Genomic DNA, 25,681 nt, shown 5'->3' with positions numbered 1-25,681 from the left:
CGGCATGCCCGATCTCGGCCCCGAGGGCGCCAGGCTCATCGGGGCGGCGTTCTCCGTTCGCGTCATCGCGATGCTCGCCGCGAAGGGCGTACAGCTCCTCACCTCACGATCCTATCCGGTGGAGTTCTTCGACACGGAGCGCGAGGCGCGCGCGTGGCTGCTCGCGCAGCGAGACGCGCTCCGGGCCGGGCGGCGGCCGCTCACATGAAGCAGCCGCCGGCGGCGGCGAGGCGCTAGCATGCTCGCATGAGCGATCCTGGCGCCGAGGACGCGAGCTCCTCTCTTCTCCGTGAAGACCCCGACGGCTTTCTGTTCACCGTCACGGTGGGCGACATCTCGGAGGACACGGCGCGCGCGATCGCCGACGCGTGCCGGCGCCTGATGGACAGCGGCCGCGAGGTCCTCGTGCTCTCCGATGCGAGCCGCACCGGCACGATCCTCCCGTCGGCGCGCAAGGCGATGGCGGACAGCCTTCGCGGCGTGCGCTTCGATGCGATCGCGGTCTTCGGAGGGAGCTTCCCGCTGCGCGTCGTCTCGACGCTCGCCGCGAAGACCGTGCAGATCCTCACCGGGCAATCCTATCCCGTCGAGTTCTTCGCGACCGAAGCCGAGGCGCGCGCGTGGCTGCTCGCGCGGCGGGACGCGCTCCGGGCCAGGCAGCGGCCGCTCGCGTGAGGTCACCCGCGGCGCGCGCGGCCCCGCCGGCGCGCCGCCGCGGCCAGGCCGAGGATCGCCGCCGCGGCCAGGCCGCGCCGCTCGCCTGAGCGGGCGCCCGCCGCCGCGCATGCGCAGCCGGCCTGCTCGGCCGCGACGGGGCCGGGCTCGCCGTCTCCCTCCAGCGGCGGGGGCGGCGGCTCGTCTCCCAGAAGCTCCCTGAGCGCCGCGACCGGGTCGACGATCCCGTGCCCGAAGACGGGGTCGTGCCCGCTCTCGTCGGGCACCGCGTAAGGCGCCGGCCGGGCCGTGCGGATCATGATGTCGTAGAGCTCGCTCGCGGTCCGCTCGGGCGCGGCGCTCACGAGCAGCCCCGCGACGCCGGCCGCCACCGGGCACGCCGACGAGGTCCCCCCGAAGAGCGAGGTGTAATCGGTCGGGCTGTCTCCCTCGCGCCCGGCGATATCGGTGCTCAGCGTCCCGGTGGGCGCGACGAGATCGATGGAGCTGCCGCGGTTCGTGAACGACGTCTGTTCTTCGAGGTGGTTGACGGCGCCCACGGTGAGCACGCCCCGCACCGCCTGGAGCTCATCGTCGTTGATCTCCCGGTCATCGTTGCCGGCGGCGAAGAGGACGAGCGCTCCCTTCCCGTCGCGCCCGGTGTCGAAGAGCCGGTTGATCGCGTCCTCGACCACCCTGGGGACGGGCATCGGCTCGGCGTATCCCCAGCTGTTGGACACCACCGAGGCGTTCGCTTGCAGCGCGAACTCGAAGGCGTCGACCGACTGGGAGATGGGCCGTGGCTCGTCGTCGAGCAGCCGCACGCACCGCACCCTGCAGGCCGGGCAGCCGCCCGCGATGCCCACGCCGTTGTCGGTGTCGGCCGCGACGAGGCCTGCGCAGGCCGTCCCGTGGCTCACGCCGTCCTCGCCCGGCTTGTAGGTGGGGTCGTCGTCTCCATCGATGACGTCCCGGCCCGGATCCATCTTCGCCGCGAGGTCTGGGTGGTCGAGGTCGCAGCCGGTGTCGACGACGACGATGGATGTGGACGCGTCTCCCCGCGTGCGCCCCCAGGCCTCTTCCATCCGGAGGTCGTCGAAGTACCACTGTCCTGGCAGTCGCGGGTCGTTCGGCGTGAACGGCGCCCCGCGCGCGACGAGGCGGACGTGGAGGTCCGGGATCGCCTCGCGCAGGAACGCCGGCCGCGCCGCGCCCTGCAGGCGCTCGGCGAGGTCGAGGCCGTCGCCGCCGCTCGTGTCCTTGACGAGCCACAGCCCGATCGAGCGCATCAGCGGCCTCACCACCTCCACGCCCGCCGCGGCGAGCGCGCCCTCGGCGCCCGGATCGACCTCCACGATCGCGGTCGCGCCCACGCGGGCCTGCACCGTCCGGCCGCCGGGGTAGTGGAGCCGCACCGGCGCGAGCGCGTCGCCGGACGGGCCCAGCGCAGCCGACCCGAGCCGCTCGGCCGAGACGCGCCGCCCGCCATCCAGGAACGACGCCGTCCGCGCCGCGGCCGGGCTGGCGAGGGCGTCGCCGGCCCCGGCCGCCACGAAAGGGAAGAGCGCCGCCGAGAAAAGCGTGGTGAATCGCTCGAGTCTCATCGCTCTCCTGGATGTACAGGACCGCGCGGCATCCTGCCAGAGCCGCTCTGGAGCGGTGCTCGGATGAGGAGGAGAGAGCCACCAAGAGAGCCAAGGGAAGAATAGAATTTTTCATCTACGCTTCTTCTCACTCCTGATGTCCTGGCGATTTCATCTCTCTATCTCATCAGGCCAGACTGGATTCCCTTCGTGCGCGCCGAGGTTGTCTCCGGCGCATGAGGAGAGGATGAGATCGCGCGGCGCGGAGCTCCTGCCGGACTCGGGTGCCCCTTGCGCGTGCGGCTCGCTCGGACCGAGCATTCTGGAACGACCGGTCCAGAGTGAGCCGCACGCGCGGGCAGCTGGGCTCCAGCCGGGGACCAGCCGGTGCGGCTCATTCTGGAACGACCGGTCCAGAATGAGCCGCACGCGCGGGCAGCTGGGCTCCTCCGGTCGGGCAGCTCGTCACCCAGTGCAACCGGGGAACCAGAGACGTACGTGAGCGGCGAGGTATCAGCGCTTCTAGGCGCCGCGGATCACCATCGATGCGAGCAGGTCCCGCAACCTCGCGAGGTCCTCCCGGGCTGTTCCGTCGGGGAGCCCCGCGATCCGCGTCGCGACGCGCTCCAGGAACTGCTGCCTCGCCCGCTCGAAGCCCGGCGCGAGCTGGTCGTGCAGCGCGCAGGTCACGAGCTCCTGGTCGAGCTGCCGCCAGAAGAACTTGCCTTCGACGGTCGTGGCGCAGAGCCGCCCGGTGAAGCCGATCACCGCGCGCGCCCCCGCGTCGAGGAGCCGGTCGAACAGCGGCCCGCTGGCGGTCTCGCCGCAGCAGAAATAGAGCACGCGGCCGCGCGCCCAGAGCTCGATCTCCGGCGCCGGGCTCTCGTGCGACAGCAGGATGCCGTCCGGCGACTCGTCGTCGACAACGCAGCTCGTCTTGCCGTGGGACGACACGACGATCGCGCGGAAGGGGTTGCCCGCGCCCTCGGCTCGCGCGATCTGGCGGAGTATCCGCCGCCGCTCCGCGCTGGCGCGCCCGAACGGTACGATGGAGAACTGCTCTCCCATACGACCATAGAGCTGCGTCCGGCCCGTCGCGAACCAGGCGCTGTCCGGGTCGAAGGATGTATCGATCGAGAGTACAGGTCGAGCAGTCATCCTACCTCCTTCGAAGGTTCCCCGTGCGCGCCGCGCGTCGACGATGACGCTCGCTCGCACCGGCGACCGCCAGCGCCGATCGCGCCAGCGGCGCCGGGCAGCAGGCGCATGGTATCAGGCACTCTCCACCGGCTCCTCCGCCATGTGCCTTGTCGCCGATGCCATCTCGGACTCCTGCCGCGAGACTCGCGGCAAGGTACAATAACAACGGTAAGGGAAATCCTTCTACAAAAATCGTAGTGCGCCGGATGGAATTCTCGCCGCAAAGAAGCGCGTGCTCAGTGTGAGCGGCGCGCGCGGCGCGCGCGGCGTGAGTGACGCGGGTGACGTGAGCGCCGTGAGTACCGTGAGCCGAGGCACGCGCGCATTGCATCATGATGTCATTTCCAGCATGCGGCTCCAGCATGCAGCCTGCCCACGCGCGCGGGCTCGCGAGGGGCAGAGCAGCGGCTCCTTCCCGCGCCGTCGGGCCGGAGCGGGATGAGCGCCGCGCTGTTCACGGAAGGGGTGCTGCCTCTTCGGTCTGGCTCAGGACGAGCTTGCGGGGCTCGCCGCGTCGCAGCTCGCCCATCCTCGCCTGCATGGTCTGCCCGAGCTCCTCGCGCCCGGCCTCGTCGAGGATCTTCTTCACCTTGGGGAAGAGGTGCTCTTCCTCCTCCTTGTGGTGGTGCTCGAGCTGCTCGGCGAGCACGTGGAGCTTGGGCCCGAACTTCTCGTCCGTCGTCTCGAGCGCCAGCAGATCGGCCAGCACGCGCTTGAGGGACAGGTGCTCCTCCAGCGACTCGAGCAGGATATCCTCGGTGCGGCGGGCCCGGACCGCCGGGTAGAAGTGCTGCTCCTCGATCGTGATGTGCGTGGCGAGGAGGTCGGCGGCCGTGGAGAACTGCTCAGCGCTGACGGAAGATGCCTTTTTCAGCCCGGAAAACTGCTCTTCGAGCTCGCGGTGGTGGCGTTCGAGAAGGTCGATGGCGTCCATAGATCTCTCTATGTAGCGGGAGCCGCCCCTGGAGCAAGCGGGGCCGCGCCTGCGGGAGCCTCGCGACGCGGCGCTCGTCCCGGCGCCGCGCGCGGCTTGTCAGGAGCGACCCGCGCGCCGTACAGCCCTTCGGGTGGGTGGCCGGCGCCGACCTCAGGCGCGGCGCCGCGCGCCGCCGGGTGACCCGCGCGGCGGGGCGGGTGTAAGCTCCTGCGATGTACTCGCCCGGATCCTTCGTGGAGACTGACATCGATCGGCAGCTCGATCTCATCGAGGCACACAGCTTCGGCTGCCTCATGGTTCAGGACGAGCAGGGAGGGTTCGAGATCGCTCATCTGCCCTTCGTGCTCGATCGCGGCGTGGGGCCCCACGGCCGCCTCCGCGCCCACGTCGCGCGCGCGAACCGCATCTGGCGGCTGGCGACGGAGGGCAGGCCGCTCGTCGCGGTGTTCTCGGGGCCGCACGGGTACGTCTCGGCGCGGTGGTACGAGGAGCCCGGAAGGCAGGTGCCGACCTGGAACTACGCCGTCGTTCACGCCCACGGGCGCGCGGCAGGGCCGATGAGCGACGAGGAGCTGACTGCGCTGCTCGACGACCTCTCCAGCATCCATGAGCGCGGCGCGGCCGAGCCCTGGAGCACGCGCGGGCTCGATCGCGAGCTCCACCAGGGCCTGCTCCGGGCCATCGTGGGGTTCTCCATCTCGATCGAGCGCCTCGAGGGCAAGTTCAAGCTGAGCCAGAACCGCTCGCCCGCCGACCGCGCCCGCGTGTACCGCGCCCTCGGCGAGCGCGGTCTGCCGGACGATCTCGAGATGATGCGCCTGATGACCGGGAGCGACGAGGACCGATGAGCGGACCGCCGGCGCTTCAGGCGAGGTCGAACAGCAGCACCTCGCCCGGGACCTTCCCGACCAGGCGGAGCGCCCCGCCGGCCGTGATGGCCGCCGCGTCCCCCGCCTCGAGCAGCGTCCCGTTCAGCTCGACGCTCCCGCGCGCCACGTGGACCCAGGCGTTCCGCCCTTGTGCCAGCTCGTACCGCGCCTCTTGCCCCTGTCCGAGGAGCCCCACGAACAGGCTCACGTCCTGGTGGACGGTCACCGAGCCCTCGCGCCCGTCCTGCGAGGCGACCAGCCGCAGCTTGCCTCGGCGCTCCTCCTCGGAGAACGCCTTCTGCTCGTAGCTCGGCGTGTACCCGCGCCGGTCCGGCAAGATCCAGATCTGCAGCAGGTGGGTCACGCCCGACTTCGAGGCGTTGACCTCGCTGTGGTACACGCCCGTGCCGGCCGACATGCGCTGGACCTCGCCGGGGCGGATGGTCGAGCCGTTCCCCATGCTGTCCTTGTGCTCGAGCTCCCCCTCGAGAACATAGGTGACGATCTCCATGTTCTGGTGCCCGTGCGTCCCGAACCCGCGCCCCGGAGCGACGTAGTCGTCGTTGATGACCCGCAGCGACCGGAAGCCCATGTGGTCCGGGTCCTGGTAGTCGGCGAACGAGAACGTGTGAAATGACTGGAGCCACCCGTGATCGGCATAGCCGCGCTCGCTGGATCGACGGATCTGCATGGCCTGCGTGGAAGAGGTGTTGTTCATGAGACCCAGCATGCGCCCGCCGATCCATCTTGTGAATCGGCATTCACCTCATGGATCCCATCTGCTCCGGAGATGGTCCCCGCCGTCGCGCCTCGCCGGTGCCTCGCGAGATTTGCCGCGCCGCGCCTTCCCGGGAGTCGCCGCGCCGCGCCTCAGACGACCTCGAGGTTGGTCACCTCGGCGTCGAGCCACGGCGCGCCGTCGGGGTGCACGACGAACGCGTCGAAGGTCGCGCCCGTCGCCCGCGCGCCGGCCGGCCTGAGCTGGTCCTGCGGGACGATCGCGAGGTTCGGCGCGCTCACCACCGGTACGGTCGCTTTCCCGGCGAACGCCTCCGACGCCGCGCGCAGCACCGCCGCGACCCGCTCGGCGGTCGGCTCCGGCAGGTAGAGCGCGTCGACCGTCGGCACCCGGTCGATGCCCGCGGCCGTCGCGATCTCGGACAGGAACACCGCCGCGGCGCCGACGGCTCGGCCGGCCTCCTCGACGCGCAGCAGCCTGCGCGATCGCGGGTCGCGCAGGCTGTGCTCGAGCTGCGCCGCGTCGGGCGCGGACCACAGCACGCGCTCGCCGCCGCACGCCGCGATCGCCGCGAGCACCTCGTCCAGGGCCTGCGCCGGCGTGGCCACGGCCTGCGCCGGCCTGGCGCTCGCCCGGGGGACGAAGCCGTGGTTCTGGCACGCGGCCAGCGGCTTCAGCTTGAACCCCGCCTGCTCGACGGCCTTGAGGAGCACGCGCCGGGCGGCCGCGGAGCGCGCCTCCACGAACACGACGATCGGCGAGCCGGACCCGCGGAGGCCGTCGAGGAGCTCCGCGTACAGCCGGCTCGCCAGGCCTCGTCCCTGGAACTTCGGCCGCACGCTCACGAACGAGAGCACGTACCCCTCGGACGCGGCGCCCCGGAAGCGGAATCGGCGCGGCGCGGCGCCGATGAAGCCGGCCGGCTCCCCGCCCTCGCGCGCGAGCACGGCCCGCGGCGCCGGGCCGGGGAAGCCGAGCTGCCATCTCAGGTAGTCGGCCGTGTAGTGGAGCGCCGGCGGCGCCCACGCCTCGCGCAGGACAAGGCTGGCCTCCTCCGCCGCCGCGACCGGGTCGACGTGCTCGAGCTGCATGGCCGCGAGCCTGGCAGAATCCCCCGGGAAACGGAACTGCGCGCCGGCCTCGTGACTAGAGGCCTGCCATCTCCGGGGCGCGCCGCACGATCTCCGGCCAGCCGGCCGGGTCGTTGCCGTGCTGGGCGAGGAACGCGTAGACCCACCGCTCCAGGCCGAACGCGATGCACACGCTGTGCATCGGGCCCGCGCCCTCGACGTTGCAGCTGAACGCGCGGCCGAAGAAGTCGGTGTGGTAGTTCAGCGAGCCGGCCGCGACCCGCTCGCCCTCCGGGAGCATCAGCGAGATCTCGTACTTCGTCTCGCTGCTGATCTGGAAGTACGTCTTGGCGGCGGCGTCCGGCGCGATGAAGAACGGATCGCTCGCCGTCCGGATCTCGCCGGCCAGCCGGTGCTCGTCGAGGTAGCCCGCCACGAGCTCGTTCCCCTGCTCGCGCAGCCCGAGGACGTTCTCCCGCGAGCCGAGGAAGACGATCTCCCGCATCGTGAACTCCCAGAGCCGCCGCAGGTCGACCATCTTGCTCGACTCGTAGCGGAAGCAGCGGCCCGCGAGCGCGTAGCGCGCGCCGCCGGCCGGCAGCACGCGGTCCCGGTTCGCCGCGTACACGTGGTAACAGACCGCCGGCGAGAGGCACACCTCCGGGTGCGCCATGTCGCTCAGCGCGCGCTCGTCGAGCGAGTCCCGGTCCTGGTGCCGCGCCCGGAAGTCCTCGATGCGCGGCATGTCCTCCGGCAGGTGGCACGTGAACGTGACGATGTGAGGAAAGGAGCGGAAGTAGTCGCACTTCGCCAGCGTCGCCGCCGGGATCAGCGTCGGCACGAGGATCGGGCTCGGCGAGAAAGGCGCGCCGAGCGCCTCCAGCGAGCGATCGAAGTAACGGTAGAGCCGCAGCGGGATGCCCTCCAGCGCGACCTGGCCCTGCCCCATCTGCGTGATGCCGTCGGGGAGCGCGCCGCCGCGGAACTCCACCCGGTCGCACGCCGGGCTGCGGTACACGAGCTTCCGCGTCAGCGCGCGCAGGCTCCGCTGCATCGTGCGCGCTAGGCCCGCGGCCGCGTTCGCGAGATCGCCCGCGTGCGCCTCGGGGGCCTCGAACTCGAGCGCGGCGCCCTCGCGGACGAAGCGGATGTTCGAGATCTCCTTCGACAGGAAGGCGATCTGCTTCGGGATCTCCTCCTGCGCCATCTCGGTCGCGGGCGTCGCGAGCTCGACGGTGACGGTCTTCCTCACGGGGCGAGCTCCTGGATCAGCTGGCTCAGCGCGCGCGGCGTGCGGGCGACGGTGAACCTGTCGTCCGGCAGGGTCACGTTGAACCTGTCCTCCAGCTCGGTGAGGAGCTGGAGCGCGCGAATCGATGAGAACCCCGCGTCGTAGATGTCGTCATCGGGCTGGATCGCAGCGGGGAGGCTGCCGACCGTGACGATGACCTCGATCACCTTCTCCACCTCAATCGCCATCAAGAGCTCCAGGGTTAAGATGCGCTGTCGGCCAGCGAGCGCCTCGCCGCGTCGTCCGCGCCCTTGCCCCTTGCGTCGGAGCGGTCCGAGGCGGGCTCGACGAGCGGCGGCGGCGGCTCGGTCCGGAGTGATGCCACCCGGCGCGCCGGGTTGCCAGCGACGACGGTGTACGGGGGGACATCGGCCATCACGATCGAGCCCGCCGCGACGACGCTGCCCTCGCCGACCGTGACCCCCGGGAAGATCATCGACCGGGCGCCCAGCCAGACGTTGTCCTCGATCACGACGGGCTTCACCTCGCTGTCCGCCGGCGGCAAGCCCCGCTTCCGGTCCTCCGGGTCGCTGGGGTGGCCGCTCGAGTCGAGGATGTAGACGCTGCCCGCGATCCGGCAGTGCTTGCCGATGGTGATCGACTTGCCGACGATGATCCGGCAGTCGTGCCCGATCCCGGTGTTGTCGCCGATCCTCAAGGTCGGGCGGTCGGAGAAGCGCGCGGCGAAGACGAAGTTGATCTTGCCGTCGAGCACCACGTTGTCGCCAAGGATGATGTCGCCCCGCCCCTGGATGTAGTGAATGAAGTTCCCCGTCCGGACGCCCTTGCCGTACTGCGTGCAGTACGACTTGAAGTGCGGCTCGCAGACGAGGACGCGAGCGCCGAAGTAGTACGCGTCGCGCGCCGCCTGGAACGCCATGCGCATCGGGACCACGACCGGCCGCGGCGCAGGCAGCGTGAACGTGCGGACCTGGTGCCGCACCTGGCGCACGGCGCGGGCGACGCTGTGATCGGACGAGGCGAGGAAGCGATAAAGGTTCTTCATGGAGGGTGGGCTCTGCCCGGATCGGCCGGAGCAGCGATGTTCAGCGGGGGGCCCGTCGAGACGGAGAAAGGCGCAACGAGGTACCGGAGCCTATCGCTCCAGGCTTATCACGTCGACCATTCTCTTGGTTGTCCGGGCAGCGACTCCTATTCAAACCCGTTACAGCCCGTTGCCAGATCTTTGTCCACTCTCACTTTACTTGGTACACATAGCAAATACCGTGACAACGCCGGTACCGAGCCGCGTCAGGCCGCGTCATGCAGGCTCGCTCCGGGCGACGCCGGAGCCCGCAGCGCCGGAGCCCGCGTCGCCCGCAGCGCCGGAGCCCGCGTCGCCGGTGACCCGTTTCGCCTCCATGTGGGGCAGAGCGCCCCGGAGCAAGGCCAGGCCGAGCGCGGCCTCGACCAGGGTGAGCGCCACGGCCCACGTCGTCGTCGTCGCGGCGACGGCCGCCAGGCGCTCCTCGCGCGTCGCGCCGGCCGCGAACCGCTCGAAGAGCGCGGCGGCGAGCACGTCGCGCGTGCCGAAGCCCTGCGGGGTGAGGGGGAGCGTCACCGCCACCATCAGGATCGGGATGTAGGTGAGGGCGGCCGCGAAGGGGATGCGCACGCCGAAGAACCCGAAGGGCAGCCAGGTGCCGACGAACAGGACGAGCAGGTGCGGCACGCGCGCCGCGAGGGCGACGAGGTGGCCGCGCACGCCCGCCTCGAAGAGCGGGGCGAGGAGCTTCGTGCGGGCGAGCCGGGCCGGGCGCAGCGCGAGGATCGCGAGGTAGAGCACGCCGGCGCCGAGGAGCAGGGCGGACCCGGCGAGCGGACCGCCGTTCGCGGGCACGGCGACCGCGCCGAGCAGGAGCAGGCAGCCGAGCCACGACGCGTAGACGACGAGCGTCGCGCCGGCGACGCGCGCGAGCGGCACGCCGTGCGCGCGCGCGAGGAAGACCGTGATGAACGCCTGGCCGACGTGGTGGTTGAGCAGCGACGGCAGGTACGAGGCGCCGCGGAGCACGAAGAAGTCGCGGAAGGCGACGGGCGCGATCAGGCGGCGGTAGACGAGCACGGTCGCGAACGTGTCGGCGGCGAGCAGCGCGAGGATGAAGACGGCGGCGAAGGCGCCGAAGAGCGGGGCGTCGACGCGCGACAGGGCGGCGCGGAAGGCGCCGAAGTCGAGCCGGCCGAGGACGAAGCCGACGAGCCCGATCGCCAGCGCGAAGGGCAGGGCGCGGCGCGCGCGCCCCCAGTGACGCGGCGCGCGCGGCTCGGGCAGCGCGCCGCCGCGCGGCGACGAGTCCGCGGCGAAGGTTCCGGTGTGGGTCGAGGAGCGCAACGGCGGGACGGTAGCAGAATCCCCGCCGGTGTGGCCGGAAGGAGCGGCGCCTCGGACGCCTCGGACCACCGCCGGCGCCGCCCCCGCCGCCGGGGCCCCGACCAGCGCACGCTGCGCGGCGACCGCGCCCCGCATGGGGCATAGTCGTCCACCATGTCCAAGTACGATTACGATCTGTTCGTCATCGGCGCCGGCTCCGGCGGCGTGCGCGCAGCCCGCATGTCCGCTTCCTTCGGCGCCCGGGTCGCCGTCGCCGAGTCGCGCCACCTCGGCGGCACCTGCGTCAACCTGGGGTGCATCCCGAAGAAGCTCCTCGTCTACGCCTCGCACTACGCCGAGGACTTCGAGGACGCCGCCGGTTACGGCTGGACGGTGCCCGGCCACGGCGCCGGCGGGAACGGTCACGCCGGTCCGTCGTTCGACTGGTCGACGCTCCTCCGCAACAAGAACAAGGAGATCGAGCGCCTGAACGGCGTCTACGAGCGGCTCCTGAAGAACTCGGGCGCCGACATCCGCTGGGGGCAGGCCAGGGTCGTGGACCCGCACGCCGTCGAGATCGACGGCGCCACGATCACCGCCGAGCGGATCCTCGTCGCGACCGGCAGCTATCCCTGGATCCCCGAGCTCCCGGGGCGCGAGCTCGCCATCACCTCCGACGACGCGTTCCACTTCCAGACGATGCCGCGGCGCGCGGTCATCGTCGGCGGCGGCTACATCGCGGTCGAGCTCGCCGGCATCCTGCACGGGCTCGGCGCCAAGGTGTCGCTGATCCACCGCGGCATGCACCTGCTGCGCGGCTTCGACGACGACGTCCGCGCGTTCCTCGCCGCCGAGATCCAGAAGAAGGGCCTGGACCTCCGCCTCGGCGCGAGCGTCGAGAGCATCGAGCGGCGCGGCGACGGGCTCTCTGCGGCGCTCGCCGACGGCACCGAGATCGAGGCCGACTGCGTGCTGTACGCGACGGGGCGCCTGCCGAAGACCAAGGGGCTCGGCCTCGAGGAGGTCGGGGTCGAGCTCGACGAGGACGGCGCGGTCGTGGTGGACGACGCGTTCCAGTCGTCGGTCCCGTCGATCTACGCGCTCGGCGACGTGATCTCGCGCGTGCAGCTCACGCCCGTCGCCATCGCGGAGGCGATGGCGCTCTCGAAGATGCTCTTCCGCGGCGAGCCCGCGCGCGTGGACTACGCCGGCATCCCGACCGCCGTCTTCAGCCAGCCCAACGTCGGCACGGTCGGCCTGTCCGAGGCGCAGGCGCGCGAGCGCCACGACGTCGCCGTCTACCTCTCGATCTTCCGCGCGCTCAAGCACACCCTCTCCGGGCGCGACGAGAAGACGATGATGAAGCTCGTCGTCGATCGCGCGACCGACCGCGTGCTCGGCGTCCACATGGTCGGCCCGGACGCGGGCGAGATCATCCAGGGGTTCGCCGTCGCGCTGAAGTGCGGCGCGACCAAGGCGCAGTTCGACGCGACGATCGGCATCCACCCGACCGCGGCCGAGGAGTTCGTGACCATGCGCGAGCCGCTGCGGAACGCGGATCGCAGCCCCCCGATGGGGATCGCTCCAAGCTCGGCATAACGCGAGGGGGCGCGCGCGTTCCGCTCACGGCGGCGCCCGCGCGCGCCGGCCCACGCGCTTGGGCCCGCTCGCCCGCCCGCGTTCGCGCCCAGCGCGCTCCTCTGGTATGGACCGCGCGATGTCGACCCACGCCTCGAGCCCCTTGAAGCCCGTCGGCCTGCTCACCCGCACCAGCGACCGGTCGTTCTACGTCTTCAACGCCGTGCTCTCCGCGGCCGCGCTGGCGTTCCTCGCCTATATCCTCATCATCCGGCGGGGCGCGGGGGGCGCCGATCTCCGCTTCATGCCGCCGCTGAACGCCGCCCTGAACGCGACCGCCGCCACGCTGCTCGTCGCGGGCTGGGTCGCGATCAAGCGCCGCGCGGTGGTCGTGCACAAGTACCTGATGGTCTCGGCGTTCGTCGCCTCGTCGCTGTTCCTCGTCGGCTACCTCGCCTACCACTTCGTCCACGGCGACACGAAGTACCAGGGCACCGGGCCGCTCCGCGCCGTCTACTTCGCCGTCCTCATCTCGCACATCGTGCTGTCGGCGGGCATCGTGCCGCTCGCGCTGACGTCGTTCTACTTCGCCTACAAGGCGAACTTCGCGAAGCACGCCCGGGTCGCGCGGGTGACGCTGCCGCTCTGGCTCTACGTGTCGGTGACGGGCGTGCTCATCTATTTCATGCTGCGCGGGAGCCCGCCGGCGGTGCCCTGAGCGCGCCGCGGCCGCTGCCGCTGTCGGCCTGCGCGCAGGGCTCAGCGCCGCGCCGCGCGCCTGCGCAGGACGGCGCTCGCGACGCGCACGGCGAAGAGCAGGGCGAGCAGCGCCGCGTAGATCATCGGCTCCGTCGCGTCCTTCTTCACCCGGAGGAAGAAGTGCACGACCCCGAGGACGGCGGCGACGTACGCGAGGCGGTGCAGGCGCTTCCAGCGCGCGGCGCCGAGGCGCTTCAGCATGCGCGCGGTCGACGTCGCCGCGAGCGGGACGAGCAGGAGGAGCGCGACGAAGCCGGCGAGGATGAAGGGCCGCTCCGTGATGTCCTCGACGATGGCGCGGACGTCGAGCCCCTGATCGACGCCCGCGTACGTCAGGAAGTGGGCGCACGCGTAGAAGAAGGCGAGCAGCCCGAGCGCCCTGCGGATGCGCAGCGGGAACGTCCAGCCCGAGACGAGCTTGAGCGGCGTCGCCGCCAGCGAGGCGATGAGCAGCACCAGCGCGAGGAGGCCGAGCTGGTTCAGCGCCTCGGCGACGGCGTTCGGGCCGAGCGCCCCGGTGAAGGCGCGCACGCCGAGCACGGCCAGCGGGATCAGGCCGCCCGTGACGATCGCTGGCGGGAGCCAGGGCAGCTTCCCGCGCGGCGCGCGCGGCGTGCCAGCGCGCGGCGGCGACGCCGCCTTCACCGTCCTCACCGCGTCCACCTGCGCGCTCATCTTCAGAAGCTCTCCCGCAGGTCCATGCCGCTGTACAGGCCCGCGACCTCCTCCGCATAGCCGTTGAACGGCAGCGTCGGGCGGCGGCGCAGCTCACCTATCCTGCGCTCCGTCGCCTGGCTCCAGCGCGGGTGATTCACCGCCGGGTTCACGTTCGCGTAGAACCCGTACTCGTCCGGCGCGGCCTGGCTCCAGGTCGTCCTCGGCTGCCGCTCGGTGAGCTTGATGCTCACGATCGATTTGCACCCCTTGAACCCGTATTTCCACGGGACCACCAGGCGAATGGGCGCTCCGTTCTGGCCGAGCAGCGATTTGCCGTAGAGGCCCACCGCCAGGAACGTCAGCGGGTGCATCGCCTCGTCGAGCCGCAGCCCCTCGACGTAGGGCCAGTCGAGGACGTCGCTCCGCTGCCCGGGCAGCTGCGCCGGGTCGAGCAGCGTGGTGAACTGGACGTACCGGGCGCGCGAGGTCGGCTCGAGGCGCCGGAGCAGCGCGGCCAGCGGGAACCCGAGCCAGGGGATCACCATCGACCACGCCTCGACGCAGCGCATGCGATAGACGCGCTCCTCCAGGGGGAACCACCGGAGGAGGGTGTCGATGTCGATGACCTCGGGCTTCTTGAGCTCTCCCTCGCACGCGACGGTCCACGGGCGCAGCCTGAGCCGTCCGGCGTTCTCGGCCGGCTCGGACTTGCTCAGGCCGAGCTCATAGAAGTTGTTGTACGAGACGATGGCCTCGTAGTCCGTCCGCGGCTCGTCCGTGACGAACGGGCTCCTCCCGCCCGCGGCGCCGGGCGGCGACGGCGTCGCGGCGCCGGGGAGCGGCGGCGCGCTGCCCTCACCGGCGCGCGCGCCCTCGCCGCCAGCTGTCCCGGGGGCGGCGACGTCCGCCACGCCCGCCGGGCCGCCCGTGAGCCAGACGAGGCCGCCGCCCACGGCCGAGGCGGTGCCGGCGAAGAGCGCCGCGTTCTTGAGGAGCTCGCGCCGGCGCATGTAGAGCGCTGGAGGGGTGATCTCGTCCGCGGGCGGCTCCTTGGGCAGCTGGCTCATGCCCCCATTCTACGATCGCTCCGGGCTCCGGTTTCGATCCGCGATCACGCGGCCCTTGACAGGAGGCGGAGCGCCGCGCCGGGCGTGTGGTGGAGCGACGGCAGCGCGAGCATCTGCGCGATGCGCGCGGAGCGCTGCTCCACCGCGCGGGTGAGCGCCGCCCGCTCGCCCGCGCCGCCCGCCTCGAGCAGGGCGACGACGTCGGCCCAGACGCGCTCGCGCCAGCGCGAGAGCATCTCCATGGCCACCCACGTCGCGAGATCCGGGGCGTTGTCGTGGAAAAAGGTGCTCAGGTGGCAGCCGTGCCGGCCGGCGAGGCGAGCGAGCGCCTCGGGGACCGAGAGGCGGAGCAGCGTATTGACCTGATCGTGATCGTGCTTGAGCCGCGCGAGCATCCGCGCGTCGCGCCCGTGACCGAACTCGACGATCGTGGCGTGGATCCCGAGGACCAGATCGTAGTTGATGTGGGCGCTGAAGCCGAGCAGCGCGTTCTGCACGGGAGGCGTGAACCGGGATGACGTGCTCGCGTACGCGAGGTGCCAGGCGCCGCAGTCCTGCGCCACGCCCCGCTCGGACCAGCGGAGCGTCTCGAGGTACCTGGCGCAGAAACGGCCGGCGAGGCGCGAGATCCACGCCGGCTCGAGGAACATGCCGTCGGGCCGATCGACCTGCGCCGCGACAGCGCGCGTGACGATCCCGTAAACGTCGGTGAACGCCGCGCGGCGGTCGCCCGCGGCGATGAGCCGGTCCGTCACGGTGTCGAGCACAACGGCGGCATCGTGGACGCTCTTCGGATACAGGTTCAGGCCGTCGATGCAGCTGCTCATGAAGTCCCCTCCTACTTCTTCGCTCTCAGATAGACCTGTTCTGATGTTCCAACTCCCGCATCCGACCACCTCGTCGCCCCGGCGCGGCGTCGCCGGCCCGCAGCGCGAACAGCGCAGAGGCGCCGGCCGGCGGTCTGGCCGGCCCGGTCGACCCGCCTGCGGTCCCGGTGCGCGTCGTCCCCATGTCGAAAGCGGATCTGCGGACCCGCCGAGAGATAGATCGCCGCGTGTGATGCCCTGCTTCTCCTACTGCCGGCCCCCCTCTCGAACCGGCTCCGCGCAGAAGAGCGATGATCTGATGCGATCGTGGCGCGCTCGCCGCGGGATCCCCCCCCTCGCGGCGGCGCTCTAAGTTCAATCTACTCTACGACATGGCGTGGGGTGCCCACAATTGCCTTATGACGCACGCTCCCGTTCGGGACAGCTTCCGAGGCTATTCGAACTAGCGAGCTCGAACAAGCGGCTGTTGACCCTGACACGTTTCTTTGTCGCGCGGGAGAGCCCCACGTCATCTTCCCCGTTGCGCTGCTACTGGAGTGTCTAGGGTTGGTCGCATTTGGAAGGTCGCCATCGCCACTACCGCAGACGCAAATCGCGGCGAGATGTTCTTGAAACAAGCCGAGTGTTTATCCCACGCTGGCTGTACGGTCTGCTCACGATTCGTGACATTCGTTTGGGAAGTCCCTGAGTCGGCGCTCGGGAAATCCCTGAGAATTTATCCACAGGCGCGGCACGAATTCCCGCTTCCTGGTAAAAATCTATTGAGGGCGATGCGGAGTTTTGTCCGTTACCGACGTTCTTGGTGCCTGCTGGCGCGCCGATCGCGCCAGGGTTCGCCTGTCATGGCGCGGCGCGTACAGGGGTGATCCCGGCGCCTGGGGCCGCGCAGCCTGCGCCCGCGGTCGAGGGAGGGGGGGCCTGACCCGGGGCAGCAGCCGCAGGGCTCGCCTGGGCCGCCGCGGGCACGGCCTCTCGACCGCGCCCAAGGACCCAGCGGCGCGCGACGGCCCCGCGGGCGGCGGCGCGCCCGTGCGGCGGGATGGCCGCGGCGGAGCGCTAGCGCCCGCGACGTGTGTGGACGTGTGGGGTGGGGTCTTCGCTGGAATCGTGCTGAAATTTGCCGAAACGAGGGCAGTCAGCTTCCGGTCGAGGCCGGCGCTGCGGCGTGTCCGCGCGCTTCAGCCGGTGCCGCCCTTGGCCTGCTGCTCGCGGTGGCGCAGCGTCGCGCGCAGATAATCGCGGTTCATCTGCGCGATCACGTCGAGCGGGATCTCCTTCGGGCAGACCGCCTCGCACTCGCCGACGTTCGTGCAGTGGCCGAAGTTCTCGACGCGCATCTGCCCCACCATGTTGAGGCTCCGCTGATCGCGCTCCGGCTGGCCCTGCGGCAGGATGTTCAGGTGCGTGAGCTTCGCCGCGGTGAAGAGCGAGGCCGACGCGTTCGGGCACGAGGCGACGCAGGCGCCGCAGCCGATGCAGGCGGCCGCGTCCATGGAGCGATCGGCGACCGGCTTCGCCACGGGGATCGCGTTGGCGTCGGGCGCGCTGCCGGTCGGCACCGAGATGTAGCCGCCCGCCGCCACGATCCGGTCGAACGCGCTGCGGTCGACCGAGAGGTCGCTCACCACCGGGAACGCCTGGGCCCGCCACGGCTCGAGCCACAGCACGTCGCCATCCTTGTAGTGCCGCATGTGCAGCTGACACACGGTCGTCCCACGGAGGGGGCCGTGCGCCTGGCCGTTGATCATGAAGCCGCACATGCCGCAGATGCCCTCGCGACAGTCGTGATCGAACGCGATCGGCTCTTCTCCCTTGAGGATGAGCCGCTGATTGAGCACGTCGAGCATCTCGAGGAAGGACATGTGCTCGCTGACATCGGGCACCTCGTACGTGACGAACCGGCCCGCTTCGTACTTGCCCTTCTGCCGCCAGACATGGAGGGTGAGGCGCATTATTTGTAACTCCGCTGCGTGGGGTGAACCTCGTTGAACTGGAGCGGCTCCTTGTAGAGCTCCTGGGCCTGGCCTTCGCCTCGCCAGCCCCAGGCGGCGACATAGGTGAAGTTGTCGTCGTCGCGCTTCGCCTCGCCCTCGGGCGTCTGGTGCTCTTCCCGGAAATGCCCGCCGCACGACTCCTCGCGGTGGAGGGCGTCGCGGCACATGAGCTCCGCCAGCTCGAAGAAGTCGGCGACGCGCGCCGCCTTCTCGAGCTCCTGGTTGAAGCCGGTGCCCGTGCCCGAGACGCGGACGTCGCGGTGGAACTGCTCCCGGAGCTCCGGGATGCGCGCGAGCGCGCCCTTCAGCCCGGGCGCGTTGCGCGCCATCCCGCACTGCTCCCACATGATCTTGCCGAGCTCGCGGTGGAACGAGTCGACGGTGCGCGAGCCGCTCGTGGCGAGCAGCTTGTTCAGCCGGCCGCTCGCGTCGCGCTCGGCGTCCCTCACCGCGGGGTGGAGGTCGTCGACCCGCTCGAGCTTCGTCGACGCGAGGTAGTCGCCGATCGTGTACGGGATGATGAAGTAGCCGTCGGCCAGGCCCTGCATCAGCGCGCTCGCGCCGAGGCGGTTCGCGCCGTGGTCGGAGAAGTTCGCCTCGCCGAGCACGTAGAGGCCGGGGATCGTGCTCATCAGGTTGTAGTCCACCCAGAGCCCGCCCATCGTGTAGTGGATGGCCGGGTAGATGCGCATGGGCACGGTGTACGGGTCGTCGCCGGTGATGCGCTCGTACATGTCGAAGAGGTTGCCGTAGCGCTCGGCGATCGCCGGCTTGCCGAGGCGCCGGATCGCGTCCGAGAAGTCGAGGTACACGCCGAGCCGCGTCGGCCCGACGCCGCGGCCCTCGTCGCACACCGCCTTCGCCGCGCGCGACGCGACGTCGCGCGGCACGAGGTTGCCGAAGCTCGGATACCGGCGCTCGAGGTAGTAGTCCCTCTCGCCGTCGGGGATGAGCGCCGGCGAGCGGGTGTCGCCCGCGTTCACCGGCACCCAGATGCGGCCGTCGTTCCGGAGCGACTCGCTCATGAGCGTCAGCTTCGACTGGTAGTCGCCCGAGACCGGGATGCACGTCGGGTGGATCTGGGTGAAGCACGGGTTGCTGAAGAGCGCGCCGCGCTTGTGCGCCCGCCAGATGGCCGTGCAGTTCGACCCCTTCGCGTTCGTCGAGAGGAAGAAGACGTTGCCGTAGCCGCCCGAGGCGAGGACGACCGCGTCGCCGAGGTGCGTCTCGAGCGCCCCGGTGATCAGGTTGCGGGTGATGATGCCGCGCGCCTTGCCGTCGACCACGATGAGGTCGAGCATCTCGGTGCGCGGGTACATCTTCACCTTGCCGAGGCCGATCTGCCGCTCGAGCGCCTGGTAGGCCCCGAGGAGGAGCTGCTGCCCCGTCTGCCCGCGCGCGTAGAACGTCCGCGACACCTGCGCTCCGCCGAAGGAGCGGTTCGCGAGCACGCCGCCGTACTCGCGCGCGAACGGCACGCCCTGCGCGGCGCACTGGTCGATGATGTTCACGCTGATCTGCGCGAGCCGGTACACGTTGGCCTCGCGCGCGCGGTAGTCGCCGCCCTTCACGGTGTCGTAGAAGAGGCGGTAGATGCTGTCGCCGTCGTTCTGGTAGTTCTTCGCGGCGTTGATGCCGCCCTGCGCGGCGATGCTGTGGGCGCGGCGCGGAGAGTCCTGGAAACAGAAGCTCTTCACGTTGTAGCCGAGCTCGGCCAGGGTCGCGCTCGCCGCGCCCCCGGCGAGGCCGGTGCCGACGACGAGGACCGTGTACTTCCGCTTGTTCGCCGGGTTGACGAGCTTCAGGTTGAAGCGGTGCTGGTCCCACTTCTTCTCGATGGGACCTTCGGGGATCTTCGCATTGAGCTGCATGGTGACGGACGCTCCGGGCTCAGCGGACCAGGCCGAACAGGACGGCCAGCGGGATGGAGGAGAAGCCGACGACGAGCAGGATCGACGACGCGGCCGCGAGCTTCCTGAGCGCGGGCGTGTAGCGCGGATGGCTGAGGCCCATCGACTGGAACATGCTCCACGCGCCGTGGTAGAGGTGCAGCCCGAGCAGGCCCATCGCCACGACGTAGGCAATCGTCACGGGCGCCGAGCTGAAGCCCTTCACGACGTTGTCGTAGGCGTCGAGCGGCACGAAGTCCGGGTGGACGGTGCCCGTCGTCAGGTGGAGCAGGTGAAAGAGGATGAAGGCGGCGAGGAAGCCGCCGCTCAGCAGCATCGTGCGCGCGGCGATGTTCGGGTGCCGCTGCCCCTTCACCTGGTAGCGGACCGGCCGGGCCGCGCGGCTGTGCAGCGTCAGCGTGATGCCGGTGTAGAGGTGGACGACGAGGGAGAGGAAGAGGACCAGCCGCGTCCCCCAGAGCAGCGAGGGCGTCCCGTGGAGGAAGGCGGCATAGTCATTGAACTTCTGTCGGCCGAGGTAGACCTGGAGGTTGCCGGCCATGTGGCCGATCACGAAGCCGAAGAAGACGACGCCGCTCAGCGCCATCGCGAACTTCTTGCCGACGAGATCCCGGTAGAAGAGCGCGACGCGCTGAGCCCTGGTGGGGAGAGTCGATGGGGCAGCAGTGGGGCTCATCGCTCCCCTCCTTTAGTGGGGTGCGAACGCGTTAGCCAGAGGGAATCTCGCGCGAGATCGCCGAAGAATTTGCGGGCGTGCGCCGCAGATCTCGGCCCGCGCGCCGGCCGGGGGAGCGCGCTGTCGGGGCCACCCGCGGCGAGGGCGCGCTGTCTGGCCCCCCGCCCGCCCCCCGCGGCGGCGCGCGGCCGTCAGGCGGCGCGCGGGCCGTGCGCGCGCTGTACCTTGTGGCCGTAAAACGCGAGCGCGAGCTCGATCGCGAAGATGCCGATGGCCTGCTCTTCCTGGCTGGTGAACGGCGGCAGGCGCGCGTCGCGGAGCACCACCAGACCGCCAAACGAGCTCTCGCCGAGGCGGAGCGGCGCCACGATGGCGGCGCCGAAGCGATCGCCCTCCGCGGTGCAGAGCAGGTCGGGGGCGTCGTCCGCGGACAGGCGGACGGGGGCGAGCGCGCCCTCGAGCTGACCGGCGAGCCGCGCGATGAACGCCGCGGGCACCTCCGCGCCGGAGGCCGCCTGGTACAGCGCGGGCCCCTGGTCGAGGGCGAGGGAGAGGGCTGCGCCGGTTGTGTAGACCACCTTCGCCGCGAGATCCACGGCGCGCTCCGGGAAATCGTCCCGCGACAGGGACGCGGCCAGGGCGGCGCTCGCCTGGTGGACGGCGGCCACGGCGTCGAGGTGCGTGCGCAGCATCGCCGCCCCGAGCCGCCGCTTCATGTCCTCGATGTTGTAAGGCTTTTCGAGGATGTCGTAGGCGCCGCTCTCGATGCACGCCACCGCGGCCTGCGCGCTGGAGCACGGGGCGCCGACGAGGATCTCGAGGTCCGGGCTGATCGCCTTGAGCGCGGCGATGATCTCGGCGCCTTCCATGCCGGGCGCCCGCACGTCGGCGACCGCGAGGTCGAAGCGGCGCGCCTTGACGAGCTCGATCGCGGCGCGGCCGCTGTCCGCGCAGGTGACGTCGAAGCCGCCTTCGCTGAGCTCGACCGCAAGCCGGTCGAGGACCCTCTTCTCGGCGTCTACCACGAGCACATGGGGTCGGGCCTGGCTCACTGATGCCTCCTCCTCTGGTGTCCACAAAAAGGGTGGCCGCGCCGTCTCCCCGTCCGGCGCCGCCGTGATCGCTCGATGGCCACGTCTCGGTCGCGGCCGATGTCGCTCTCCATCCGGCGGGGATCTCTTCGCTCTCCACCGGCCGTCGAAAGTCCGCCTACCATCCAATAGAGCCGGTATTACAGCGAAACGGAAGCCGAAGTGGCGTCACCGCCATTCTCCTTGACAGGGCGTGGCGTCGCGCTTCCGGCGCGGATGTGCTCCGGTCTACCGACTCGTGCGGGCCGCGCGCGCAGCGCGCGCTCGGCACAGAGCGCGGATCGCGCGCGCTCGTCGCAGGGAGAGGAGCGCAGCGGAGGTGCGCGCGTGGAGGCCTGTCTCGCCCGGCCGCCGCTGAGGTCGCGCGCCGCGCCGCGCGCGGCTCCGGTCCGAGGAGGCCGCGTCCACCGGCACGAGCAGCGCGAGCGACGCGCCGCCGGCGAGCGCGACGCCGGCGCCTCGCTCGTCCCGCGAGCCCGCGACTTGATCGGAGATCAAGACGAGGAGCCCGTCCTCCTCGGCCTCGGACGCGAGGCGCTGACGGCTGCCCGCTGCCGAGGCGCGACGGCGGACCCTGGCCGCTCGATGCCCGGCCCGAGCGGCGCGGCGATCCGGTGGAGCGCCGGGCGTGATCGCGGGCCGGCGCGCGTACCACGGACCGCGCTCCGGTCGCGAGCGCCGCGAGCGCCGCGAGCGCGCGCGGCGCGAACCGGCGATGGAGACCCGAGCAGGCGGGAAGGCAGGGAGAAAATCGAGTCATCTTCCTGACTTCGCGGCTCGGACTCACCCCTTCGTCGGGAACATGAAACCTTCCGGACACAGAGGCGTTGTCGGGACTCTCCCGAAGACACCTCTCTCTATCAGGATCATCCCGAAGAAACCGCGGATGGCAGGCGCGAACTCGATTACGTTCGTCCTGTCATTGACGACATCGAATGCCCTGGTTGTCCGCCGGCCGTCGCGGGCGTCTCGAGGCCCGTTGTCAAGCGTTGGACGAATGACATGTCGCTTGACGGGAAAGCGCAGCTCAGCTCAGCTCGTCGAGCGGCCGGGGGGTCGCGGAGGGGGTCCGATGTTCATCGTGAGGAAGGGCGAAGTTCCGCTGTTGTCCCGTCGTATCCAGGAGGCGGCCTCACGCCTGCTCGAGCGCCATGACGGGACCCCGATCGAGCTGCGCTTCTGGGGCGGCGAGCGGCTGCGCTTCGGCGCGGGCGCGCCCGCGCTCTCCGTGACGTTCAGGACGCGGCGGGCGCTCTGCGAGGCCGCGCTCCGGGGCACGCTGGGGCTCGGCGAGGCGTACATCCGTCGCGAGGTGACCTTCGAGGGGGATCTCGAGGACGCGCTCGCCGGCCTGTTCGAGCTCGCGCGCTCCGCCGAGGCGCGCCTGCCGCGCCTCGCGCCCTCGTCGTCGCTCAAGCTGGACGCGGCCGACGTGCTCGACGCGCTCGGGCTCGGGTGGCTCTCCGGCGCGGCGAAGCGCGAGCGGCTCGCGGTCGAGCGTCATTATGGGCTCGGGAACGACTTCTACGCTCTTTACCTCGACAGGCGCCTCCAGACGTCGTGCGGTTACTTCAGCTCGCCGGGCGAGGCGCTCGACGACGCCCAGGCGCACAAGATCTCCCTCGTCGCTCGGAAGCTCGCGCTCCGGCGCGGGCAGCGGCTGCTCGATCTCGGGTGCGGGTGGGGGCACCTCATGCTCCACGCCGCGGAGGCCTACGGCGTGCAGTGCCTCGGGATCACCCTCTGCGAGAACCAGGCGCGGTACATCCGCGACCAGGCGGCGGCGCGGCGGCTCCCGGTGGAGGTCCGCGTGATGAGCCACGAGGAGGTCGAGGACGAGCCCCGGTGGGATCGGCTCGTCTCGCTGGGGTCGATGTGCCACGCCGGCGAGCGCCGGATCGAGGTGTTCTACGACCGGGTGAAGGCGCTGCTCGCCCCCGGCGGCGTCTGCCTCCTCGAGAGCGTCACGCGGGCACAGGAGTCGCCGTGGACTGACCCCTTCCTGCAAAAGCACATCTTCCCGGGCTACTGGCCTCCGTCGCTCCGGGGGATGACGGCGCGCGCCGAGGTGCGCGGCCTCGGCGTGCTCGACGCGGAGAACCTGCAGCGCCACTCCGCGCTCACGGCGCGCTGCTGGCGCCGCAACTTCGTGGAGAACCGGGACAAGATCGCGCGGGTCACCGGCTTCGACGCGGCCTTCATGAGGAAGTGGGAGTTCTACCTCGCGTGCGCCGCCGCCGCGTTCCGCACCGGGCACCTGAGCTTCATCCAGATGGTGCTGTCGAACGGCGCCCCGCGCGACTATCCGCTCGCGCGCGAGCCGCTGTACGCCGCGGCGGAGCCCTCGCCGCGGGAGCGCGCGCCGATCGTCCCGGCCGTGCAGTTCAGCGCGTGGGGGGCGGCCGCGCCGTCCTGATCCGCAGGGCGCGCCGTCCGGATCCGCAGGGCGCGCCGTCCGGATCCGCCGGCCGCGCCGTCCAGATCGCCGGGCGCCGTCCAGGTCCGCCGGGCGCGCCGTCCGCACCGGCGCGCGCGGAAGATCTTGTGAAGCCTGCGCCGCCAGCTATCAGCTAGAGCATGAGCGAAAGGCTTCCGGCCACCGCGCGTCGCGGCGCCGCGCGCTCGTGGTCCGCGCCGCTCCATCGCGGTCTCCTGCTCCTCCTCCTCCTCGCCGCGCGCGGGGCCACCGCCGCCGCCGCGCTCTTCGCGATCGCGCTCTGCTCCCTGCTCTCCGGGTGCACCGAGGTCCGCTACGTCGCGCAGGCGAGCCTCGGGCAGCTCTCGATGGCGTGGAAGACCGAGTCGCTGAAGGACGCCGCCTTCGACGCGCGCAAATCGTGGCGGACGCGCGCCCTGCTGCGCGAGGTCCCGCACATCAAGCGCTTCGGGGAGCGCCACGGGCTCACGGCGACGGGCAACTACAGGACGTACGTCGAGCTCGAGCGCCCGGCGGCCGTCTGGGTGGTGAGCGCGTGCGAGCCGCTCCGGTTCCGCTCGAAGACATGGAGCTTCCCCATCGTCGGGACGGTGCCCTACCTCGGGTGGTTCCACCTCAAGGATGCCAGGGCGTTCGCGGCGCCGCTCAAGGCGGCCGGCTGGGACGTGGACGTGCGCCCGGCCGGCGCCTATTCGACGCTCGGCTGGCTGGAGGATCCGGTCCTCTCCACGATGATCTCGGGCGGGGACGACGCGCTCGGCGACCTCGCCAACGTGGTGCTGCACGAGTCGCTGCACGCGACGCTGTACGTGAAGGGCCAGACGAGGTTGAACGAGAGCCTCGCGAACTTCGTGGGGGACGAGCTCGCCAAGGTCTACCTGGACGAGCGGGTGGGCCCTTTCTCGGCGGAGAAGACGTCCTACATGAGGGAGCAGGAGCGAGGCGAGGCGCGGGCGCGCGCGCTGCACGACGCCTACATCCACCTCGACCGGCTCTATGCGTCCTCGGCCTCCGACGCCGAGAAGCGGGCGGAGAAGCAGGCGGTGCTCGCCCGGCTCGCGGCGGACATCGGGGCGCGCCGCCCGCTCAACAACGCCGCGCTCGTGCAGTTCCGCGTCTACAACTCGGGCAGCGAGGAGCTCAGCGCGCTGCTCGCGACCTGCGGCGGCAGCTGGCCGCGGTTCGTGGGCGCGCTGAAGAAGCTCGAGGGCCAGCGGTTCTCCGCGCCCCAGGAGAACATCGGCAGGGTGGTGGAGCCGTTGATCCAGGCCGGCTGCAGGTAGCGCCGCCCGCGCCGTAACCGTGCGTGCTGCGCTGCGCGCCGCGTGCCCCGCTGCGCGCCGGGATGCGTGCCGCGCTGCGCGCCGCGCGCCGGCGCCGGGCTCCACGCCGCGAGGCGCCGAGCTGGAGCCGTGCCGTCTCGTCGCAATCGTTCGCTCTCACGGTGTGGCGCAGGGCGGTGATCCCCTCGATAGATGGACTCATTCATGTCCAGGGAGGGATTGCGTCCTGGATCTGAACCCATCCCTGGATCGAACCAGTCCCTGCGGAAATGTATGAATTGCGTCGCTCTTTGACGCGACGCGGCTCGCGCCGGAGGGCAAGTTTTTGCGGATTTTTGGGCTCCGGGCGCCGAACTCGCGGCGGTTTCACCGTTGGCCCGCCCATTGCTGAATGTATCCAGCAGATGTCGCTCTCGTCGGTCCAAATGTTTCGTGGAGACTCGACGGGCGCGGCGCCCCTGGCACACCGTTCGCAGTGCAAGCCCCGGTCGTTGGGGGGCGCCGAGCGAGGTGATCGACGGCCGCTTGCGCCGGGCGATCGTTACCCCGCCGCCACCCGGATGCCATGGGTCTTGCTGTCGGGCTCATTGATTGACTTGGCGCATGGCGCCGGTGAGAGCTTCGGTTCACGCGATGACAGACGCCTTGCGAGGCGATTAAGGAGGATGGTTGAGGCGCGTGCGACGCGCGCCGCCGAGTTGGCTTATCGTGATCAGCTTGTCGATCTTGGTCCGAGCTTCTCTTGTCT

Annotated in this window: 23 protein-coding genes; 7 read left to right on the top strand and 16 right to left on the bottom strand. The window is 71.1% G+C overall.

The genetic code is table 11. The features are described from left to right. The first annotated feature begins 4 nt into the window (after positions 1-4). Positions 5-208 carry a hypothetical protein gene (locus tag WME85_RS39570; RefSeq protein WP_437828657.1) on the top strand — a complete coding sequence of 68 codons (204 nt, stop codon included), beginning with the start codon at positions 5-7 and terminating at the stop codon, positions 206-208. A gap of 38 nt (positions 209-246) precedes the next feature. Further along, positions 247-675, top strand: a complete 429-nt coding sequence (locus WME85_RS39565; protein ID WP_437828656.1) for an STAS/SEC14 domain-containing protein — start codon at positions 247-249, stop codon at positions 673-675. Positions 676-677: 2 nt separating this feature from the next. On the opposite strand, the gene WME85_RS39560 is transcribed toward WME85_RS39565, so the two are convergent. The 3 genes from WME85_RS39560 to WME85_RS39550 all read right to left on the bottom strand — a co-directional run bounded on the left by WME85_RS39560 (position 678) and on the right by WME85_RS39550 (position 4,371). Continuing rightward, positions 678-2,258, bottom strand: a complete 1,581-nt coding sequence (locus WME85_RS39560) for a S8 family peptidase (protein ID WP_437828654.1) — start codon at positions 2,256-2,258, stop codon at positions 678-680. A 501-nt stretch (positions 2,259-2,759) separates the two neighbouring features. After that, on the bottom strand, positions 2,760-3,395 hold the full coding sequence (locus WME85_RS39555) for a hypothetical protein (RefSeq protein ID WP_437828652.1): 636 nt from the start codon (positions 3,393-3,395) through the stop codon (positions 2,760-2,762). Positions 3,396-3,891: 496 nt separating this feature from the next. Then, on the bottom strand, positions 3,892-4,371 hold the full coding sequence (locus tag WME85_RS39550) for a hemerythrin domain-containing protein (protein WP_437828650.1): 480 nt from the start codon (positions 4,369-4,371) through the stop codon (positions 3,892-3,894). 215 nt (positions 4,372-4,586) lie between these two features. On the opposite strand from WME85_RS39550, the gene WME85_RS39545 reads away from it, so the two are divergent. Then, on the top strand, positions 4,587-5,222 hold the full coding sequence (locus WME85_RS39545; RefSeq protein WP_437828648.1) for an FMN-binding negative transcriptional regulator: 636 nt from the start codon (positions 4,587-4,589) through the stop codon (positions 5,220-5,222). Between the two features lie 16 nt (positions 5,223-5,238). On the opposite strand, the gene WME85_RS39540 is transcribed toward WME85_RS39545, so the two are convergent. The 6 genes from WME85_RS39540 to WME85_RS39515 all read right to left on the bottom strand — a co-directional run bounded on the left by WME85_RS39540 (position 5,239) and on the right by WME85_RS39515 (position 10,675). Next, positions 5,239-5,961 carry a pirin family protein gene (locus WME85_RS39540; protein ID WP_437828645.1) on the bottom strand — a complete coding sequence of 241 codons (723 nt, stop codon included), beginning with the start codon at positions 5,959-5,961 and terminating at the stop codon, positions 5,239-5,241. Between the two features lie 152 nt (positions 5,962-6,113). Further along, on the bottom strand, positions 6,114-7,073 hold the full coding sequence (locus tag WME85_RS39535; protein WP_437828642.1) for a GNAT family N-acetyltransferase: 960 nt from the start codon (positions 7,071-7,073) through the stop codon (positions 6,114-6,116). A 55-nt stretch (positions 7,074-7,128) separates the two neighbouring features. Beyond that, the gene (locus WME85_RS39530) at positions 7,129-8,304 is read right to left on the bottom strand and encodes a hypothetical protein (protein ID WP_437828641.1); all 1,176 of its coding nucleotides are present in this window, start codon (positions 8,302-8,304) and stop codon (positions 7,129-7,131) included. After that, complete coding sequence (locus tag WME85_RS39525; RefSeq protein WP_437304207.1) at positions 8,301-8,531, bottom strand: acyl carrier protein; 231 nt, start codon at positions 8,529-8,531, stop codon at positions 8,301-8,303. Before WME85_RS39525 ends, WME85_RS39530 begins: the two co-directional genes overlap by 4 nt. 14 nt (positions 8,532-8,545) lie before the next feature. After that, on the bottom strand, positions 8,546-9,349 hold the full coding sequence (locus WME85_RS39520) for an acyltransferase (RefSeq protein WP_437828638.1): 804 nt from the start codon (positions 9,347-9,349) through the stop codon (positions 8,546-8,548). Positions 9,350-9,604: 255 nt separating this feature from the next. Then, positions 9,605-10,675, bottom strand: coding sequence for a lysylphosphatidylglycerol synthase transmembrane domain-containing protein (locus WME85_RS39515; protein WP_437828636.1), 1,071 nt, complete (start codon positions 10,673-10,675; stop codon positions 9,605-9,607). A 153-nt stretch (positions 10,676-10,828) separates the two neighbouring features. Here WME85_RS39515 and gor point away from each other — a divergent pair, with 153 nt between their 5' ends. Both gor and WME85_RS39505 read left to right on the top strand, forming a co-directional pair. Beyond that, a complete protein-coding gene (gor, locus tag WME85_RS39510; RefSeq protein WP_437828634.1) occupies positions 10,829-12,253 on the top strand; it encodes a glutathione-disulfide reductase in 1,425 nt (474 codons plus the stop codon). A 106-nt stretch (positions 12,254-12,359) separates the two neighbouring features. After that, positions 12,360-12,950, top strand: a complete 591-nt coding sequence (locus tag WME85_RS39505) for a DUF420 domain-containing protein (RefSeq protein ID WP_437753407.1) — start codon at positions 12,360-12,362, stop codon at positions 12,948-12,950. A gap of 41 nt (positions 12,951-12,991) precedes the next feature. On the opposite strand, the gene WME85_RS39500 is transcribed toward WME85_RS39505, so the two are convergent. The 7 genes from WME85_RS39500 to WME85_RS39470 form a co-directional block, all read right to left on the bottom strand. Next, the gene (locus WME85_RS39500; RefSeq protein WP_437828632.1) at positions 12,992-13,666 is read right to left on the bottom strand and encodes a sulfite oxidase heme-binding subunit YedZ; all 675 of its coding nucleotides are present in this window, start codon (positions 13,664-13,666) and stop codon (positions 12,992-12,994) included. 2 nt (positions 13,667-13,668) lie between these two features. Continuing rightward, positions 13,669-14,715, bottom strand: a complete 1,047-nt coding sequence (gene msrP / locus WME85_RS39495; protein WP_437828630.1) for a protein-methionine-sulfoxide reductase catalytic subunit MsrP — start codon at positions 14,713-14,715, stop codon at positions 13,669-13,671. A gap of 44 nt (positions 14,716-14,759) precedes the next feature. Further along, positions 14,760-15,542, bottom strand: a complete 783-nt coding sequence (locus WME85_RS39490) for a DUF5995 family protein (protein WP_437828628.1) — start codon at positions 15,540-15,542, stop codon at positions 14,760-14,762. A 1,178-nt stretch (positions 15,543-16,720) separates the two neighbouring features. After that, entirely contained in the window at positions 16,721-17,494 is a 774-nt protein-coding gene (locus tag WME85_RS39485) for a succinate dehydrogenase/fumarate reductase iron-sulfur subunit (RefSeq protein ID WP_437828625.1), read from the bottom strand. Then, positions 17,494-19,407 (bottom strand): fumarate reductase/succinate dehydrogenase flavoprotein subunit, encoded by a 1,914-nt coding sequence (locus WME85_RS39480; RefSeq protein WP_437828623.1) that lies wholly within the window; start codon positions 19,405-19,407, stop codon positions 17,494-17,496. Before WME85_RS39480 ends, WME85_RS39485 begins: the two co-directional genes overlap by 1 nt. 19 nt (positions 19,408-19,426) lie before the next feature. Next, positions 19,427-20,122 carry a succinate dehydrogenase cytochrome b subunit gene (locus WME85_RS39475; protein WP_437304197.1) on the bottom strand — a complete coding sequence of 232 codons (696 nt, stop codon included), beginning with the start codon at positions 20,120-20,122 and terminating at the stop codon, positions 19,427-19,429. A gap of 191 nt (positions 20,123-20,313) precedes the next feature. Continuing rightward, positions 20,314-21,174, bottom strand: coding sequence for a response regulator (locus WME85_RS39470; protein ID WP_437828621.1), 861 nt, complete (start codon positions 21,172-21,174; stop codon positions 20,314-20,316). A gap of 1,144 nt (positions 21,175-22,318) precedes the next feature. Here WME85_RS39470 and WME85_RS39465 point away from each other — a divergent pair. Both WME85_RS39465 and WME85_RS39460 read left to right on the top strand, forming a co-directional pair. Further along, entirely contained in the window at positions 22,319-23,629 is a 1,311-nt protein-coding gene (locus WME85_RS39465; RefSeq protein WP_437828619.1) for a class I SAM-dependent methyltransferase, read from the top strand. Positions 23,630-23,790: 161 nt separating this feature from the next. After that, positions 23,791-24,933, top strand: coding sequence for an aminopeptidase (locus WME85_RS39460; RefSeq protein ID WP_437828616.1), 1,143 nt, complete (start codon positions 23,791-23,793; stop codon positions 24,931-24,933). Positions 24,934-25,681: the final 748 nt, after the last annotated feature.

The sequence above is a fragment of the Sorangium sp. So ce1153 genome (assembly GCF_051521595.1).
Lineage (GTDB): Bacteria > Myxococcota_A > Polyangia > Polyangiales > Polyangiaceae > Sorangium.
This window is presented reverse-complemented; position numbering and strand designations above follow the sequence as displayed.